Raw genomic sequence first — 18,328 nt, forward strand, 5'->3', positions numbered from 1 at the left:
GCCCGACCGACAATGAAAGGCTCAGCGACCGCTGCGGCGCAGGGCGGCGGTACTGAAGTCCTTGAGCTCGGCCTTGATGCCGAACCGGGCGCGTTTTTCTTCGTTTTCCAGACCCGAGACGATGTAGCGACGAGCCTGCAAGTCGTAGGAAACGTCGCTGATGTGGATCGCCGAGAGCACGTCATAGCGCTGCAGGCTGTGGGCTTCCTGCACGCGCCACAGGTCGCCGCGACCGTCGTACAGGTCCGCGGCCAGGATCCCCCAGGTGTCTTCGTCGATGTAGAACACGCGCTTGCCGTAGATGTGACGCTGACCCGGCTTGAGCGTGGCTTCTACCACCCAGACGCGGTGCGGCTCGTAGCGGATCAGGTCCTGATTGAGGTGATCGGGCTGGATGATGTCGGCGTACTTGAGCGTGTGTGAGGCCAGTTTGTAGGTGTTGTAGGGCACCAACATGTCTTTCTTGCCGACCAGCTTCCAGTCGTAGCGGTCGGGCGCGCCGTTGAACATGTCGATCATGTCGTTGGTGCGCAGGCCTTCGGAGGTCGCTACCGGCGAATCGTAGGAGATTTCCGGTGCGCGCAGCACCCGGCGCTGGCCCGGGTTGTAGGTCCAGGCGAGACGCGTCTCGGTGGTCTGGTCGATGGGCTCGTGCACCAGGTTCTGGCTGCCCGCCACGCTCTCCGGCGAGGTGACCTTGCCCAGGTAGTAATACAGGCGGTTCGGTTCCGGGTTGCCCATGGCCGACGCCATCATCACCGAGACGTCACGGCGTACCGGGGTGAACTTGCCGTTGGCCTGCACCACCATTTCGGTCGGGTAGTAGTGATAACCACCGGCGCGGTAGCGGACCATGTGGTTGTAGATAGCTTCCAGGCCGGTCTTGGGGATCGGGAACGGCACCGAGGTGCTCTGGTAATTGACCATGCCGTTGCCATTGTCGGCCAGGGACACGGTGGCCGCTTCCTTGCGGATTTCCGCGTACTCGCCTGGCGGCAGGGCCGCGCTGCGATGACTCGGGTAGACCTGCATCTTGAAGGTCGGGTACTTCTGCAACATGGCCTGGTAGCCCGGGGTCAGCTCGGCCTTGTATTGGGCCATGTTGGCGGCGGTCACGGTGTACAGCGGATTTTCGCCGGCGTACGGGTCGACGTAGTCCTGGGCCGGATTGTAACCGGCCGGCGCGGCGTTCAGGCCGCCGGTCCAGGCCGGAATGCTGCCGCTGGCGTTGCCGGCCTTGTCCGCGCCGACCGGGGTCAGGTCGGTGCCCAGGCGGGCGATGTCCTTGGCATCGAGGGCGGCCAGTGCCTGGGCGCTGGCGATACTGATCAAGGCGCCGAGGAGGGTGAGGCGAAACAGTTTTTTAGGGTTCATGCTGAAATCTCGTGAACTAGAAGCCCATGCGCAGGCTGAGGGAGATGAAATCCTTGTCGGTGGGCGCGAAAGGGGTGTTGCCGGTGCCCGACCAGGACACCTCGGCGGAGTAGTCCTGCAGGTAGTCCGCACGCAGGCCGACCGAGCCCAGCAAGCGGTCTTCGACGAAGTTGCCGTCGTAGGACCAGCCCTGGACGTCCTGGCCGAATGCCATGAACGGCGACAGGTTGACCCCGGCGAATACCCCCGGGTAGTTCAACTGGGCGCGCAGGCGATAGCCCCAGGAGAACTGGGTGGTGTAGCCGTCCCGGGTGCAGCCGTACTGCTTGTATTGCTGCACGGTGACGCCACCGGCACAGCCAGCCGCGCTGCCGTCCGCCAGGTTGCTGCCGTAGATTTCGGTCTTGTTGTAGCGTCGGTCCGACGGGTCCGGCAGGTCGTGCATGTACTTCATGGCCGCTTCGCCCATCAGGTTCAGGCTGTCGGCGCCCAGCACCTGCGGGATCGACTTGATGAAGCCCAGGGAAAACTGGGAAATCTTCAGGCGGTCGTAACCGTTGTAGACCGAACCCGGCGCGGCATTGATGGCGTCGTTGCCCAGGGTCAGCGGCTGGCCGATGAGCGCGGCGGTGCCGGCGGCATTGCCGGCAAACGCCGGGATCAGGTCACCGGTGGCCAGTTGTACGGGCTGGTTGGGGCGATAGCTGTATTCGCCGAACACCGAGGTGCCCCACAGGTTGGTGGAGAAACTCAAGCCGAAAATACGGATATCTTCGGGGAAGTCGGCAAAGTAGCTGGCGTTTTTCGCCGCGTTGCCGGGGGCCAGGTTGGGATCGCGCCAACCGGCACCCGTCGGGCCGTACAGGTCGGTGTTGATGCTGGCGTAGGGCGTGCGCGAATGAATGTTCATGGCGTACGCGCCGAGCTCGGTGTCGATGGCGTCGGCGAAATAGCGCAGCGACATGCCGTACTGGCCGCTGTTGCGGGGATCGTTGTCCGACCCGCGGGTGATGTACTGGCCGGCCGCGTAGGAGGCCGGGTCATTGGCACCGGCGCGCGGCACACCGTAGCAACCGTCGGTGATGTAGTCGTTGCTGGAGAAGAACGTGCCGCAACCTTCCAGGGTCGAGGCCTTCCATTGCAGTTGGTAGAAGGTTTCCAGGCTCAGGTTGTCGGTCAGGCCGAGGTTGCCATAGAGCATCGGCACCGGCACCAGCGCTTCCTTGAGTTGCGAGCCGGGACGGCGCAGGGCGGCGGTATCGACCGGGTTGATCGCGTTGATGCCGTTCTGGAAAAACAGGCCTTCGCCCCAGTTGACCACCTGGTTACCGGCCCGGGCGTTCAGTGGGTGATCGGCAATTTCGAAATCGCCGAATACGTAGGCATCGAGCAGCGCCACGCCCTGGAACCTGGCCAGCTCGTCGAAGTGGCTGTCGTCGAGCGTGCTGTTGGCCTGGTAGCCATTGGAGGAATGGCCAAAGTCGACGTTGTGGTGGTTCAGGGTGTAGTCGTACCAGGTCTTGCCGCGAATGAACGCGCCATAGTTTTTCCAGTTCAGTTCCATCTCGCCGAGCACGGTGATGGGCGAGGACACCAGATCGCCCTTGCCCCAGTTCAGTCGGCTGTCGTCGACGTTGCGCGCGCTGTTGGGGTTGAACTGCCCGGCATGACCATGGCCGATGCTGTCGGCGTTGGCCTGGTTGATGAAATTGCCGTTGGGGTTCTCGGCGCTCCAGACGGCGCCCACGCTGATGCTGCCGTTGGCACGACCGGTGACTTCTCCCCATTGAAACTCACCGGCGTGCGCCGACTGCATGACAGCCAGCGACAGCGGCGAGAGGACTAACGCAGTACGGGCCAGCAAGGTGCGACCACGGATTGGGGTCATAGAGATGCCCTCCTGATTTTTATTGTTGGGGGCTTGAAACAGGCGCGGTTTACCTGGGGCCTCGACGCCTGTGCATCACGCACGAGCGCCAGGGTGGACAAGCTGAGGGAGATGATGGATAGCGAGGCGGGGGATTTCAGCGCATTTCACGCCAGGGACTTACCAAATGCTGACAGGGGGGGCTTGTGGGAGCGAGCTTGCTCGCGATGAGGCCGGTACAGCCAGCATTGATGGCGACTGACCCTACGCTATCGCGGGCAAGCCCGCACAGTTGATCTGTGTCGGACGCGAAATTTGAGGACACCACTGAAACCTGTGGGAGCGAGCTTGCTCGCGATGAGGCCGGCACATCCGGCATTGATGTTGACTGACCCTCCGCTATCGCGGGCAAGCCCGCTCCCACAGTTGATTTGTGTCGGACGCCAAATCTGAGGACACCACTGAAACCTGTGGGAGCGAGCTTGCTCGCGATGAGGCCGGTACATCCGGCATTGATGTTGACTGACACTGCGCTATCGCGAGCGAGCTCGCTCCCACAGTTGATCTGTGTCGGACGCGAAATCTGAGGACACCACTGAAACCTGTGGGAGCGAGCTTGCTCGCGATGAGGCCGGTACATCCAGCATTGATGTCGACTGACACTTCGCTATCGCGAGCGAGCTCGCTCCTACAGGGGGGTTGCGTGACCCAAATGAAATGAGCGCCACCTGGGCGCTCATTTGTTCACGGCATCACGGGTTATTGCTTGTGCAAATCACCGGGTTTCCAGGCCTTGTCGAAAAACGCCTTGGTCGGGCCGTACAGGCGCAGGATCACGAAGTAGCCTTTGCCCGGCAGGGTGCGAATCCAGTTCTTGCCTTCACCCGGTGAGTCCGGCCCGAAGTGCAGGTCAATCGAACCGTCGGCATTCACCAGGGGTTTGTCCATGGTGTTCAACGACGGGAACGGCTGGCCGTTGTCCACGCCCGATGCGGTGATCGAGTCGTACACGGTCACCGACCAGAACAACGCCGCTGGAATGCCTTTGGGCAGGTTCAGCGTGTAGCCGTTGCTGCCCGAGAGGAACTCGCCCTTGGCGTCGACGAAGGTAGCAGGGTACTTGGCGCCGACATTCTCCATGTTGACCGCCATGCCCGGGCTGGCCGAGTAGGCATTGGTGAAGAAGCCGGTGCGCGGGTCGATGTAGTTGAAGGTGTCGGCCGTGAACGTGGCGTTGCCCGGGAAGACGTTCAGCCACTTGCGGTCCGGATACCAGGTGCCGTTGGCGACGATGGTTTGCGGGGTGTAGGAAGTGGCGTGGCCCATTTTGCTCGCGGTCCTGGCGGCCTTGTCGAGCAGGTCGCGGGTCGCCGCATCCGGCTGGAACGGCTTGCCCTTGATAATGCCCAGGGCGGCAAGCATGCCGCGCATTTCCATGTCCTGCGGGTCGACATATTCATGGTCGATAAACCGCGAAAGCATGTCGAACGCGCTGCCATCGGTGGGGTAGAGCATGTTGACCGGGATATTCGAGGCGTTTGGGAACTCCATCTTTTTCGCCGTCGTTTCTTTGCCCAGCGGATAGATGCGTGTCTGCTCCATGAGCTTGACCGGTGCCTCCAGCTGTTTCGGGTCCTTGAAGAAACCGCGCCAGAACACAAACACGTTGTAGGTGCGCGAACGGTAGGTCAGGTAGCCCGCAGGCACGTCACCGGTGTAATCCGGTGGCAGCACCAGATACTTGGCACCCTTGCCTTTGTCCGGACCGGGCAGGCCGACATCGCCGCACCACTGGCGACCTTCGATCTGGCCTTCGGAGCAGATCGGGCGCTGGAAGAAGTCGTCGAGAATGCCCTGCATCCCGGGCGGCACTTCGATCACCATCGGGCCGTCCTGCTTGAGGTCCAGGTAACCCATGGCATAGATCACGTCGGAGTTCGGCGTGGTCACCAGGGTCTTGGCGTTGAGCCGGTCTTTCCAGATCGGCAGCACGTTGTAGCCGGCACCGAAGGTTTTTTCCGAGCCTTCCTTCATGGCGTACATGTTCAGTGCCGGCAGTGCCCAGATGTAGGACTGCACGGCGCGCTGGAACAGCAACTCGTTCTTGAGCTGGGCCACGCCTTCAAGGGTTGGATAACCGCCGGCGAAGGGCAGGTCCGCCAGTTGTTCATAGTGCGTGGCCGCCTGGGCGCCGAGGCTGACCGAAACGGCCAACGCCAGTGCGGTCAGCGTTTTGCTGGCTGCGTTCATCGTCGAAGTCCTTTTCAATTGGTTTTCACTACGGCCGGCGGGGTCCAGTCGCCATCGAGGGCATCGGCCTGCGGCCAGTAGGCGCGGATGTACAGCGAGAATTCGGCGCCTTTGGGCGAGGGCAGCCAGTTGCTTTCCTTGTCCTTGCCTGGCGATTCGCTTTGAACATAGATAGTCAGCGAGCCGTCAGGGTTGGTTTGCAGGGATTTGTTCTTGGTGCCGATGGAGTAGCGCTTGAGGTCGTTGGGGGCGAAAAAGTGCTGTTCGTTGTACAGCGTCAGCGACCAGAAACCCTTGACCGGCGGCAGCTTGCCTTTGGCGAACGTGACGCTGTAGCCGTACTGGCCGTTGAGGTGCAGGCCGTTCTCATCCAGATCCTGGTAGAAGTATTTGGTCTCTTTCTGCTGGTTGACGAATATGTTCGAACGCGCCACGGCGGTCCGGGTGAAATAGTCGGTGCCGAACGCCGCGCCGTTGCTGACGGTGCTCCAGTGGTTGGGCAGTTGCAGGCCGTAGTTGCGGAACTGCAACAGCGGATCGATCACTTCGCTGTCGGCCTTTTTCGCCTCGTCGATCATTGCAGCGCGCAGTTGCGGGTCGGCCTTGGCGATGGCTGCGAGGGCGGCCATTTGTGCGTAGCGGGCTTCTTCGCCAGGCAATGGCTTGGCGTCCTTGAGCAGGGCCGGCAGTTCGTCGAAGAACTTCTCCGGGTCGACCCATTTGGTTTCGGCATTGCCTTCGGAAGCCTGGGCGGGGAATTTCGGTTGTTTGCTCCAGTCGCGTTTCTTGACCTTGCCGTCGTATTGCGACAGCGGGTACATGTCGATGCCTGCCAATGCCGGCTGCACGGCCTGGCGGTCGGCGGCGGTATCGTCCTGGAACACCCGCGGGATCACGAACCCGGTGTTGGTGCGCGCGCGGTACACCCGCTTGATGCCGGGCGGCACCTTGCCGTTCCAGTCCGGGCCGACCAGCAGGTAGAAACCTGGCTGGGTGTTATACATTTTGCCCAGTTCGGCGAAGCTGTCCGAACGCAGGTCCACCACCTGATACACCCAGAAGCGGCCGTCGAAGTCCGGCACTTGCAGCACCACCGGCTCGATGTCCAGGGCGATGCTGCCGGCACCGTACACCACGTCCTGGTTCGGACAGGCCACCAGCCGCTCGGCCGGGTCGATGTAGTCGCTGAGCATCGACAATCGGTTGATCGGCGCTATGGGCACGATGCCGCCCATCAAGCCGGGCTCGGGCAGGTTCTTGAACGCCTGGCGACGATTGAAGATATTGGCCATCGGCCAACCCCAGAAATACGCCTCGCGCGCCATCATGCGTACGTACGGTTCAGTTACCTTGGTGCCGGCAACAGGGCCTGAGACAGCGCTGGCGGCCGGGGCTGCAGCCGTGGCTTGCGCTGCGTAAACCGGAGTGCCCGACAGGGCAGCGGCTGTGAGCGTACTGGCGAGAGTCAGGGCGAAGAGGGCATGGCGCCGGGGCAAATTATTCATGAAGCGTCCTTACTTGTTGGCAGTCACCTGATGCAGGTGAGTCGCAGACAAGATAGCTCAATGTTTACCCCGACAATACCCGTAGGAGCCGGCTTGCTGGCGATGGACTCAGGTGCGCCGCGTTTATGCCGTTTACACGCGTTATCGTTGACGACCATCGCTGGCAAGCCGGCTCCTACAAAAGATCGTGTCAATCCCGGGAATCACCGACGACGCAATCCCTGTAGGAGCCGGCTTGCTGGCGATGGACCCAGGTGCGCCGTGTTTATCCTGTTTACACGCGTTATCGTTGACGACCATCGCTGGCAAGCCAGCTCCTACAAGGGACCCCGTACCGGTCGAAACACGCGACACCCGTAGGAGCCGGCTTGCCGGCGATGGACTCAGATACGCCGCGTTTATCCTGTTTGCACGCGTTATCGTTGACGAACATCGCCAGCAAGGGATCGTGCCCACGTTGGTCAAAGATGATCGGCATCGATCACCGCTTTGGCGAACGCCTGCGGATCTTCCTGCGGCAGGTTGTGGCCGATGCCGCCGTTGATCAGGCGGAACTCGTATTTGCCGGTGAAGCGCTTGGCGTAATCCTCGGGGGCGGGGTGCGGCGCACCGTTGGCGTCGCCTTCCAGGGTGATGGTCGGCACGCTGATGGACGGCGCCGTGGCCAGCTTCTGCTCCAGCGCTTCGTAGCGGCTTTCACCCTGGACCAGGCCCAGGCGCCAGCGGTAGTTGAACACGGTGATGTCGACATGGTCGGGGTTGTCCAGCGCCTTGGCGCTGCGGTCGAAGGTGGCATCGTCGAACGCCCATTTCGGTGAGGCCAGTTGCCAGATCAGCTTGGCGAAGTCGTGGGTGTTTTTCTCGTAACCGGCGCGACCACGGTCGGTGGCGAAGTAGAACTGATACCACCACTGCAATTCCGCCTTGGGTGGCAGCGGGTTCTTGCCGGCCGCCTGGTTGCCGATCAGGTAACCGCTGACCGAGACCAGCGCCTTGACCCGCTCCGGCCACAGCGCAGAGACGATGTCGGCCGAACGCGCACCCCAGTCATACCCCCCGAGCACCGCTTGCTTGATCTTCAACGCGTCCATGAAGTCGATGACATCACTGGCCAGCGCAGCCGGCTGGCCATTGCGCAGGGGCTTGTCGGAGAGGAAATGCGTATCGCCATAACCACGCGCATACGGCATCAGCACCCGATAGCCCTTGGCGGCCAGCAACGGCGCAACCTGGTCATAGCTGTGAATATCGTATGGCCAGCCGTGCAGCAGGATCACCACCGGCCCGTCGGCCGGGCCTGTTTCGGCGTACGCCACGTCCAGCAGGCCCGCGTTGACGTGCTTGAGCGCTCCGAAGGGCAAGGCCAGCGCTTGCGTGGACGCGGCGGGAGCCGCAACTGGCTGCACGGTGGCGGCCGTTTGCGCCTGGGCCGCGCCGAGCACGCCGAACAGGGTGAGCGCGAGAATCGAAGGGCCGGCCAGGTGGCGGCGGGTCTTGCCGGTGTTGCTGTTGCGCAGTGCCATCTTCATGGGTTGTCTCCATTACCAGCCATGGGTCAGGGGTGCGGTCTGTGCCCCTGCAAACCTTGCTTGCATTGAAACGCGGCAACGTATCCGGCCTGTGTCCAATCTCCCGCCGGATGAAAGTCTGTGTATCGAGAGGTTGCGCTGACACACTGTGATACACGGCGGATCGGCGCAGTCGATCGTGGAAGACTTGGCAACGGTCACCCGACAAGCGCAAACCTGAGCGCTGCCTGAGCCGGGGAAGCAACTACACTCGATGAGCCGGAGCCCAGGTAGCTGTTGGGCTGAACCTTCGAATGCCCCGCTGCAAAGGAGACGATGCTTTCATGGACAGCCCTGCCAAGCCGAAGAGTACGCTCAATCCGCCGGTTTTCTACACCAGCGCGATTCTCATTTTGCTGCTGGTGCTTTATGCCGTGGTGTTTCAAACCCAGGCCCAGTCGCAATTCGACAACATCCAGCGCTGGATCAACACCAATGCCAGTTGGTTCTACATTCTGTCGGTCGCCCTGATCCTGATCAGCGTGGTGTTCCTGGCCGTGAGTCGCTACGGCGACATCAAGCTGGGGCCGGATCACAGCGTGCCGGACTACCGCAACAGCAGTTGGTTCGCCATGTTGTTTTCCGCGGGCATGGGCATCGGCTTGATGTTCTTCGGCGTGGCTGAACCGGTCATGCACTTCACCTCGCCGCCAGTGGGTGAGGGCGGTACGGTCGCCGCTGCCCGTGAGGCGATGAAGATCACCTTCTTCCATTGGGGTCTGCACGCCTGGGCGATCTACGCCATGGTCGCGTTGATCCTGGCCTACTTCAGCTTTCGCAACGGCCTGCCGCTGACACTGCGTTCGGCGTTGTATCCGTTGATCGGCGAACGCATCTACGGTCCGATCGGCCATGCCGTGGATGTGTTCGCCATCCTCGGCACCGTGTTCGGTGTCGCGACGTCGCTGGGTTATGGTGTGTTGCAAATCAACAGCGGCTTCCATCATTTGTTCGGCCTGCCGGTGAACACCACGGTGCAAGTGATCCTGATCACGGCGACATGCGCGCTGGCCACCTTGTCGGTCGCCAGCGGCCTGGACAAGGGCATTCGTATCCTCTCGGAAATCAACCTCGGGCTGGCCGTGGTGCTGATGGTCTTCGTACTGCTGCTGGGGCCTACGGTCTTTCTGTTGCAGGCCTACGTGCAGAACACCGGCGCCTATCTGTCGGACATCGTCAACAAGACCTTCAATCTCTATGCCTACGAGCCCACCGACTGGATCGGCGGCTGGACGCTGCTGTATTGGGGCTGGTGGCTGTCCTGGTCGCCCTTTGTCGGGCTGTTCATCGCGCGCATCTCCCGCGGCCGGACCATCCGCGAGTTTGTTTGCGGCGTGCTGTTCGTGCCGGCCGGCTTCACCCTGCTGTGGATGACCATCTTCGGTGATTCGGCGATCCATATGGTGCTCAACGAAGGCGTCAAGGACTTGGCCAGCGTCATCGACCAGGACAGCTCACTGGCACTGTTCGCCTTCCTCGAGCACTTCCCGTTTTCCAGCGTGGTGTCGATGGTGGCCGTGCTGATGGTGGTGGTGTTCTTCGTCACTTCCGCCGATTCCGGCGCGCTGGTGGTGGACATGCTGGCATCCTCCGGGCATGACCACTCGCCGCTGTGGCAGCGTATTTTCTGGTCGGTGTGCATCGGCGTGGTAGCGATCGCGTTGCTGTTGGCCAACGGCCTGAAGGCACTGCAGACCGCGACGATCGCCAGTGCACTGCCATTCTCGATCATTCTGCTGGCATCCATCTGGGGTCTGTTCAAGGCGCTGAGCCTGGACGCCACGCGGCGCGGGCTGCGCACCCAGGCGTTGCCGGGCCAGCACCATGCGCGGCATCCCCATGGCGGCTGGCAACGGCGCCTGCGCAATATCGCCATGCTGCCCAGGCGCGCCCATGTCCGGCGCTTCATCGAAGAAGTGGTCAAGCCTGCCTGCGAGGAGGTTGCCGTCGAGCTGCGCAAGCAAGGCTATGAGGTCACGGTCAACGAGAACGCCGAGGGCAGTGTGGCGTTGGAAGTGAACCATGGCGGGGAGGGGCGCTTCCTCTACGAGGTGCGCCCGCGTGCCTTTACCACGCCGAGTTTTGTCATTCGCGATGGCGACGATGGCTCCGACGCGCGCAAATACTTCCGTGCCGAAGTGCACCTGCGCGAGGGCGGCCAGGACTATGACCTGATGGGCTGGAGCCGCGAGGACGTCATCGGCGATATCCTCGACCAGTACGAGCGTCACTTGCATTACTTGCATGTGGTGCGCTGAGACAGCGGTCGACAATGGAGTTGACTTGCGGGGCGCAAAACTTGCTTTATTGCGAATCTTGACGCGGATGGCTACGGACGATGTTTCTACTACGCAGTGGCGCAATCGAGGGCTACAGCACCCTGGTGTCGCAACTTGGCCAGAATCCGGTGAACCTGTTGCGTGACGCCGGCATGGTCGTGGCCCAGTTACGCCAACCCAACAGCTACCTGTCTTACGAGAAGACCGCCGACCTGCTCGATGAAACCGCGCGCCAATGCCAGGAGCCGCTGTTCGCACTGCGCCTGGCGTCGCGCCAGAACCTGTTGGCGATTGGCGACGTTGCCTTGTCCGGCAGCCGACAGCCGACGGTGGGGGACGCGTTGAGCTTTGCCCGGCAATACCTGTACCTGCATGCCAGCGGGTTGCACCTGGAGATAGGCCAGCGGGGCGAGCGCGCCGAGGTTCGCTTGAGTTTTGACTTCAGCAATGACAGCGGTCTGCTGCAACTGAGCCAGCTCAGCGCGGCGCAACTGTTCAATGCCGTGAAGATCCTCGCCGGGGTCGACAGCCCGCAGATCCGCCTCCATCTGCAACAAGGCGCGGCGAAAAGCGCCCTGTGGCAGGCGGCAGGTGTCTACGGCAGGCTGCGTTTCGACAGCAGCTTCGATGGCATCAGTTTTCCGCTGGAGTTTCTCAAGCGTTCGCCGCAAGCCAATGAAGAACTGATGCGCGAACACCTGCTGCATCGCATGCAACTGCTCAAGCACCAGTACCCGGACAACCTCAAGGCGCAAGTCTGCCATCTGATCGGCGGCCTCCTGCACACGGGCGAGTGCAGCATCGAGGCGGTCAGCAACTCACTGGACCTGCAACCGCGGGTCCTGCAAAAACGCCTGCAGGCCGAAGGCAGCCGTTTCAGTCAGTTGCTGCAGGAAACCCGCCTGGAAATCGCCAAGCAAAACCTGCTGCGGGACAAAACCAGCATCACCGATCTGGCGTTGAACCTGGGTTATGCCGATGTCTCGGTGTTCAGTCGGCATTTCAAGCAGTGGACCGGGTTTTCTCCGAGAAACTGGCGGGGCCAACATACGTCAGAAGACTGATCATTGGGCGGTCACCGGGCGTGGTGCGTCGGGGCGCAGGTGCAGGGCGATTTCCAGTGGCGCCCACCCAACCCTGTAGGAACGAGCCTGCTCGCGATGGTCGTTAACGATAACGCGTGTGAACTGGAAAAACACGGCGCTCTTGAGTCCATCGCCAGCAAGCCGGCTCCTACAGGTATTGCGCCTTTGCCCGGGTTACCCGGCGCGCTGAATGTGATCAGCCGCCTTTTCGCCGATCATGATCGCCAGCGCATTGGTATTGCTGGAGCACAGGCTCGGTGCGATGGAGTTGTCGGCGATCCGCAGGCCATCGATCCCGTGTACGCGCAGTTGGTTGTCCACCACCGCCATGGCGTCCGTACCCATTTTGCAGGTGCCTACCGGATGCAGCGCAGCGTGGGCGTGCTGGCGTACGAATCGTCGATAGTCATCTGGTGTGTGCAAAGGTTCCGCGGGCATGTGCTCGCGCTGAATGTGGCCGGCCAATGCGGCCTGGGACATGATGTGCCGACCAAACTCGGTGGCCTGCGCCATGCACTCCAGGTCGAACGGGTCGGCCAGGTAATTGGGCTCGATGCGGGGCAAGTCCATGGGGTCTGCGCTGTGCAGTTGCAGGAAGCCGCTGGAACGGGGGCGGGTCTGGCACACGTTCAAGGTGCAGCCGTTGCCACCGGGGACGGAGCCTACACCGTCCTCGACGCCGGCCCCGGCCATGAAACAGTACTGGGCGTCCGCACGGTTTTCGGCCAGGGAAGTCCGCCAGAAGGCGCCACCTTCGACCACGTTGGAGGTCACCGGGCCTTGTCGGAACAGGGCGTACTGCAAGCCGGCGGCGATCTTCCAGTGCGGCTTCTTGTACTTGTCGTAGCTCAAGGGACGACGCAGTTCATTGATCAGCGACACCTCGATATGATCCTGCAAATTCTGCCCGACCCCCGGCAGGTCATGGATGACCCTGATGCCTTTGTCGTGCAGGTGAGCGGCCGGGCCAATGCCCGACAGCATCAACAGTTTTGGCGTGTTGATCGCTCCGGCGCTGACAATCACTTCGCAATCGGCCCGCAGCACCTGGCGACGGTTCTTCTCAAGGAATTCAACGCCAATGGCGCGACCGTTCTCGACAAGGATGCGCAACACCCGGCAATCGGTCTTGACCGTCAGGTTGGGGCGCCGCCGTGCGGGTTTCAGATAGGCCACCGAGGTGCTCGATCGCAGGCCGTTGCTGGCGTTGATCTGATACAGCCCGCAACCGTCCTGCACCCCGGAGTTGAAATCGGCGTTATAGGCCAGCCCAGCCTGCTGGCAGGCTTGTAGCCAGAGCTTGGTCAAGGGATGGGTAAAACGTTGATCGCAGACGCCGAGCGGGCCGTCGGTGCCATGGGCGTCGTTGCTGAAACGGTCATTGCTTTCGCATTTCCTGAAGAACGGCAGGACGTCCTTGTAGGCCCAGCCCCTGGCACCGCCCTCGGCCCAACTGTCGTAGTCGGCGGGTTGTCCGCGCAAATAAACCATGGCGTTGACGGAACTGCCGCCGCCGAGTACCCGGGCCTGCACCATGGTCGGATTCGGCGTGCCGATATAGCCGGCCGGTGGCTCCCAGGGGTAGCGTTCCACCAGGTTGCCCTGGCTGGTTTTATAGAAGCCCACCGGCAGATGAATGAACGGGTGGGTGTCTCTCGGCCCTTCTTCCAGCAGCACGACCGACGCCTGTTTGTCTTCGCTCAGGCGCGAGGCGATGACGCACCCGGCTGACCCACCCCCGACCACGATATATTGGACCATTGTTGTTCACCGTTCAGGTCAAAAAAAACGCCGGATCAGACTCTTGGTGAAGAGGTGATCCAGCGTTGGCGCTAATCGCAGACCCTGCGCGAAATGCCGCAGGGCTTGTCGTTCAAACGAAAGCTGTTCAGGCGGGTATCACCACGAAGCTGTCCGGTTTGCAGGTCAGGGCGACATCCGCACCGGGCGGCAGTGTGAGGCTGCCGGGGGTCGGCAACTGCTGGCACTTGAGGTCGAGGGTTCCGCCGGCTACGGCGACGCGGTAAATCACCCGATTGCCGATGAACGAAGTGTCTTTGACTTTCCCGGCAAAGGCCCCGTTGGCCAGCGGTTTGCCCAGGGCAGGCTCGAGGCCGATGGTTTCCGGACGGATCGACACATTGACCGGCCCGGCACCGAGGGTGTTCTTGGCCGTGTGTGCGTAGCGTCCGAACGGAAGCTCGACATAACCGCTGCTGGCATCGGCCGGCCCATAGGTGCCGTTGACGATATTGGTGTCGCCGAAAAATTTGGCGGCGAACAAGGTGCGCGGCGACCAGTACATCTCCTGTGGCCCACCGATCTGCTCGATGCCGCCCTTGTTCAACAGCACCACCCGGTCGGAGAGAATCATCGCTTCGTCCTGGTCATGGGTGACGTAGACGAAAGTGGTCGAGGTCTCTTCGTGGATCCTTTTGATCTCGTTGAGCATGTGGTGGCGAATCTTCAGGTCCAGGGCCGCCAAGGGTTCGTCGAGCAACAGCACGGCGGGGCGGTTGACCAGCGCCCGGGCCAGGGCGACCCGCTGCGCCTGGCCGCCACTGAGCTCGGAGATCCAGCGATTCTTGAAGCTTTCCAGTTGCACCAGCTCCAGCGCCTTGGTCACTTCACGCTTGATTTCGTCCCGAGGTTTCTTTTTCAGGCGCAGCCCGAACGCCACGTTGTCGAAGACATCGAGATGCGGAAACAGCGCGTACTTCTGAAACACCATGTTGACGGGGCGATGTTCCGGCGCCAGCGCGGTGGAGTCCTTGCCGTCGATCACGACCTTGCCGGTGGTCGGTTCCTCGAAGCCCGCGATGATGCGCATCAGTGTGGTTTTGCCGCAGCCGCTGGGGCCGAGCAGGGTCAGGATTTCGTTGCGCTTTACGGTCAGGTCGACTTTGCCCAGGGCAGTCAGATTGCCGTAGCTCTTGGATATTCCGGTCAGTTCGATACTGTTGGTCATGGCGATTACTCTGCAGTTTCAGCACGTTCAAGTTCGAGACGACGACGGCGCAGGGTCATGACCAGGCCGGCAATGACAATGATGGCAATGGTCACGACCAGCATGAACACCGAGGCGGCATTGATGGTTGGGCTGACGGCGCGGCGCATCATCGAAAGAATCATGAGTGGCAACGTGGTGTCGCTGCCGGTGACGAACACGGTGATCAGGAACTCGTCCAGGGAGAGGGCGATCGCCAGGATCGCGGCACCGGCAATCGTCGGGCCGATGATCGGCAGCGTCACCAGCCAGAACGCCTTGAGCGGCGACGCGCCGAGGTCACGTGCGGCTTCTTCGAACGACAGATCGAAGTATTCCAGGCGAGAACGCACGGACTCGACGAAGAACGGGAAGGTGAACAAGGTATGGCCGATGATCACCGTCAACAGTGAGCGCGGCAGGCCGATCAACGAGAAGAAAATCACCAGCGCGATCCCCAGGAACAGACCGGGCAGGGCGATCGGAGCGAAGTTCATGAAGGCAAAGATGGATTTGATCCGGCCCTTCATGCGCATCAGCGCCAGGGCCGAGAACGTTCCCAGCACGGTGGTCAGGATGGCCGAGCCCGCGGCGACGATGGCACTGTTGGTCAATGCCGTCATGAAGTCCGGGCTGCTGAACAGTGCTTCGTACCATTGGGTCGAAAAGCCTTCGAACGGGAACGACAGCGAGGCCGACGAATGAAAGCTGAACAGCGCGATGATCGCGATGGGCGCATAAAGAAACAGCATGTAGACGTAAGTGAAGAGCCTGATCATGGCGAGTTACCTTTTTTATGGGCGGTCATCAGTCGTGGTAACGCTTGCCGGGTGCCAGGTTTGCAGCCCGCAACACACCCAGCAGCAGCGCATAGACCAGCATGAAAACCAGCAGCAGCAAGTAGGCCATCGCAGCACCCAGTGGCCAGTTGCCGACCGAGCGAAACTGGTTGGCGATCACCAGGCCCGTGGTCATCGCGTCACGGCCGCCCAAAAGCTGGGGAGTGACGTAGTCACTGGCGGCAAGCACGAAGGTGAACATGAACGAGCTGACGATGCTCTTGTGCGCCATCGGCATGATCACCCGCCACAGGATGGTGGCGCCGCCGGCACCCAGGTCCGCAGCGGCTTCCAGGTAGTCCCGCTTGATGTCGCGCAAGCCCGACACCAACAGCAGCAGGGTGAAGGGCAGCATGATGTGCACCAGGGTCAACACCACTGAAAACTTGCTGAAGACCAGCCATTCCAGTGGCTGGTCGATCAGTCCCAGGTGCATCAGGGTGGAATTGATCACGCCGTTGGTGCCCAGGATCGAACGCCAGGCGTAGACCCGCACCAGGTAGCTGGAGAACCAGGAGACCAGGGCCAGGTACAGCACGGCATTGGAGCGCGTGCGGTAGACAATGTAGTAGGCGACCGGGGCACTGATGACCGTCGACAGCACCGCCGTCCAGAAGCCATTCTGCAGGGCGATCCAGAGCGAGTCGTAGAACCCGGTGGCACTCAAGGCCTTGGCGTAGTTGGCCAGGGTTGCCGCAGGTTCCATGCTGAAGGTCTTGGCGGTCCAGAAACTCGCGACCAGCAGCAATAGCGACGGAATGAGGAAGAACACCACCAGGAAGAACAGGGGCGGTGATGCCAGTAGATAGCCGCTGAGTGTTTTCTTGTCGATTTTCACGTGTTTGCCAGCCTTTGAATCCCTGTCATCGAGGAGGATGGGCTCGCTGTTGTTGACTACGTTCATGATGATTGTGCCTTTGCTTTTTGTTTCGATAACGAGGGCGCCTTGCCGGACGCCCTCTCAGGCCGTTGTTTCACCCGGGCGGTTAGCCGGGGCCGCTAGAACGAGCCTTTGAAGTTCGCCCACTGATCGATCCATTCGGCATAGGTCACGTACTTGTCGGAGCTCAGGGGCGGCTGGCCGTAGAGCTTCGACTTCTCGAAAAAGCTGTCCAGGTTCGCGTAGTCGAACGTTGTCCTGAGCTCTTCGGGGAGCAGCGGCACCGCCTTGCTGTTGACCACGCCGGAGAACATGGTGGTGGCCATTTTTGCCTGCGTATCGGCCTCGAGCGTCTTGTTGATGAACTCCAGCGCGAGGGGTATGTCCTTGGCGGTCTTGGGGATGAACAGGGCATCGCACCAGAGGGCCGCACCTTCCCTGGGCACCGATAGCTCTGTGACTATGCCGCGCTTTTTGGTCTCGCTGGGGGTGTTGGCCGACGCCGAAAACACCGCGTCGACTTCGCCCGACACCAACAGCGAAACCGCATCCCCCGAGGAGGCCGCGAAGACTCGGCATTGATCGCGATACGGCTTGAGTTTTTCGAAGGCGTCGTCGAATTCGGCGCGGGTCAGGTTGGGGAACTTGTCGCCGTAGCCGGCAATGATCGCGATCAGTGACCAGTTGGAAGTCCCGTCATCGACAAAGGTCAGTCGGCCCTTCAGTTTCGGGTCGAGCAGGTCTTTGTACTCGGTGGGTTTGTTCATTTTCTTGGGGTTGTAGACGATCGTGTTCATGCCCCACAACAGCGGGATGCCCCATTGCTTGCCATCCCAGTACCAGCGGCTGCCTTTATAGAACAGCGGCACGGTGTTTTCTGCGGAGTAGTTGGGGATCTGCGCAGTGTCGATCGCCTTGAGCAGGCCCATCTGCTGATAGATGGTCTCGTAGCCCAGCGCGTACATGGTCAGGTCAAGCTGCACGGGATCGGAACCGGCCAGCCGCGCGGTGATGTCGTCCTGGTTGCTGGCATAGCTGGAGCGCACGGTAATGCCACGCTGTTTGCGCCACTCGGCCAGCTCCGCATCACCGGTTTCACCTTCCCAGCCAAGAATCTCCAGGTGACCGGAGGAGGCGGCAAATGCACTTGGCACGAACGAAGCAATGTACAACCCTGCGGCAGACGCGGCAGCCCCCAGCATGAACGAGCGCCGGTTCAGGCTGATCGAATCCAGGTTGATGCCGGTTGATCCACAACCCGACTCTGTTTCTTTTTTCATTTTGAGTTCCTGCCTAGGGTGGTTGTTTGCTAACGGTTAACGACTTGCAATGGCGTGCGCTCGGCGGGTTTCGCCGGGCATGTCCTTATGCATGCAGTCAGGTAAATCGGCAGAGTTATGGCCAGCGATGTTTCCATGCGGCTGGGGAGGTTGTGGCGCTGTGCTGCCTGGTAGAGAGAGCATTGCGCAGGTGGCCTCCACTGGTCCGATCGACTCTTCCTTGGCTGGGTGCGCGCCGTGTTCTTCAGGTAGCAGGGTGAAGGCTTCACGTGGCGCGCCCAGCGCTTGATAGGCTCGGCTTGTTGTTTTCATGGATCGAGTATTGGCCTGGCGGGCAGGGCACTCAATTTCGCAGCACCTTTAAAAGCGACGCACTCTGACGCATCAAAGTGACCTAATCGGCGCAGCAGTCTCC

General features: G+C 61.4%; 12 protein-coding genes. 2 read left to right on the forward strand and 10 right to left on the reverse strand.

The features are described 5' to 3' along the window. Positions 1-21: 21 nt before the first annotated feature. From EI969_RS06810 to EI969_RS06830, 5 genes are all read right to left on the reverse strand, one after another. Complete coding sequence (locus tag EI969_RS06810; protein WP_160386764.1) at positions 22-1,374, reverse strand: DUF1329 domain-containing protein; 1,353 nt, start codon at positions 1,372-1,374, stop codon at positions 22-24. 16 nt (positions 1,375-1,390) lie between these two features. Continuing rightward, positions 1,391-3,262: a DUF1302 domain-containing protein gene (locus tag EI969_RS06815; protein WP_160386765.1), complete on the reverse strand. Its 1,872-nt coding sequence runs from the start codon at positions 3,260-3,262 to the stop codon at positions 1,391-1,393. Positions 3,263-4,000: 738 nt separating this feature from the next. Beyond that, positions 4,001-5,491: a DUF1254 domain-containing protein gene (locus tag EI969_RS06820; RefSeq protein WP_160386766.1), complete on the reverse strand. Its 1,491-nt coding sequence runs from the start codon at positions 5,489-5,491 to the stop codon at positions 4,001-4,003. A 14-nt stretch (positions 5,492-5,505) separates the two neighbouring features. Continuing rightward, positions 5,506-6,996, reverse strand: coding sequence for a DUF1254 domain-containing protein (locus EI969_RS06825; RefSeq protein ID WP_160386767.1), 1,491 nt, complete (start codon positions 6,994-6,996; stop codon positions 5,506-5,508). A gap of 461 nt (positions 6,997-7,457) precedes the next feature. After that, on the reverse strand, positions 7,458-8,525 hold the full coding sequence (locus EI969_RS06830; protein WP_160386768.1) for an alpha/beta fold hydrolase: 1,068 nt from the start codon (positions 8,523-8,525) through the stop codon (positions 7,458-7,460). A gap of 323 nt (positions 8,526-8,848) precedes the next feature. On the opposite strand from EI969_RS06830, the gene betT reads away from it, so the two are divergent. Together betT and EI969_RS06840 are read left to right on the forward strand one after the other, a co-directional pair. Further along, complete coding sequence (betT, locus tag EI969_RS06835; protein WP_160386769.1) at positions 8,849-10,822, forward strand: choline BCCT transporter BetT; 1,974 nt, start codon at positions 8,849-8,851, stop codon at positions 10,820-10,822. An 80-nt stretch (positions 10,823-10,902) separates the two neighbouring features. After that, positions 10,903-11,907, forward strand: coding sequence for an AraC family transcriptional regulator (locus EI969_RS06840; protein ID WP_160386770.1), 1,005 nt, complete (start codon positions 10,903-10,905; stop codon positions 11,905-11,907). A gap of 195 nt (positions 11,908-12,102) precedes the next feature. Here EI969_RS06840 and EI969_RS06845 read toward each other — a convergent pair whose 3' ends face one another. The 5 genes from EI969_RS06845 to EI969_RS06865 all read right to left on the reverse strand — a co-directional run bounded on the left by EI969_RS06845 (position 12,103) and on the right by EI969_RS06865 (position 17,913). Next, entirely contained in the window at positions 12,103-13,689 is a 1,587-nt protein-coding gene (locus EI969_RS06845) for a GMC family oxidoreductase (RefSeq protein ID WP_160386771.1), read from the reverse strand. A gap of 127 nt (positions 13,690-13,816) precedes the next feature. Continuing rightward, complete coding sequence (locus EI969_RS06850; protein ID WP_160386772.1) at positions 13,817-14,896, reverse strand: ABC transporter ATP-binding protein; 1,080 nt, start codon at positions 14,894-14,896, stop codon at positions 13,817-13,819. A gap of 5 nt (positions 14,897-14,901) precedes the next feature. Beyond that, a complete protein-coding gene (locus tag EI969_RS06855) occupies positions 14,902-15,693 on the reverse strand; it encodes an ABC transporter permease (RefSeq protein ID WP_160386773.1) in 792 nt (263 codons plus the stop codon). Between the two features lie 28 nt (positions 15,694-15,721). Beyond that, positions 15,722-16,657, reverse strand: coding sequence for an ABC transporter permease (locus EI969_RS06860; protein WP_160386774.1), 936 nt, complete (start codon positions 16,655-16,657; stop codon positions 15,722-15,724). Between the two features lie 95 nt (positions 16,658-16,752). Next, positions 16,753-17,913 carry a PotD/PotF family extracellular solute-binding protein gene (locus tag EI969_RS06865; RefSeq protein WP_160386775.1) on the reverse strand — a complete coding sequence of 387 codons (1,161 nt, stop codon included), beginning with the start codon at positions 17,911-17,913 and terminating at the stop codon, positions 16,753-16,755. Positions 17,914-18,328 lie beyond the last annotated feature (415 nt).

The sequence above is a fragment of the Pseudomonas sp. PB101 genome (assembly GCF_009764265.1).
Classification (GTDB): domain Bacteria; phylum Pseudomonadota; class Gammaproteobacteria; order Pseudomonadales; family Pseudomonadaceae; genus Aquipseudomonas.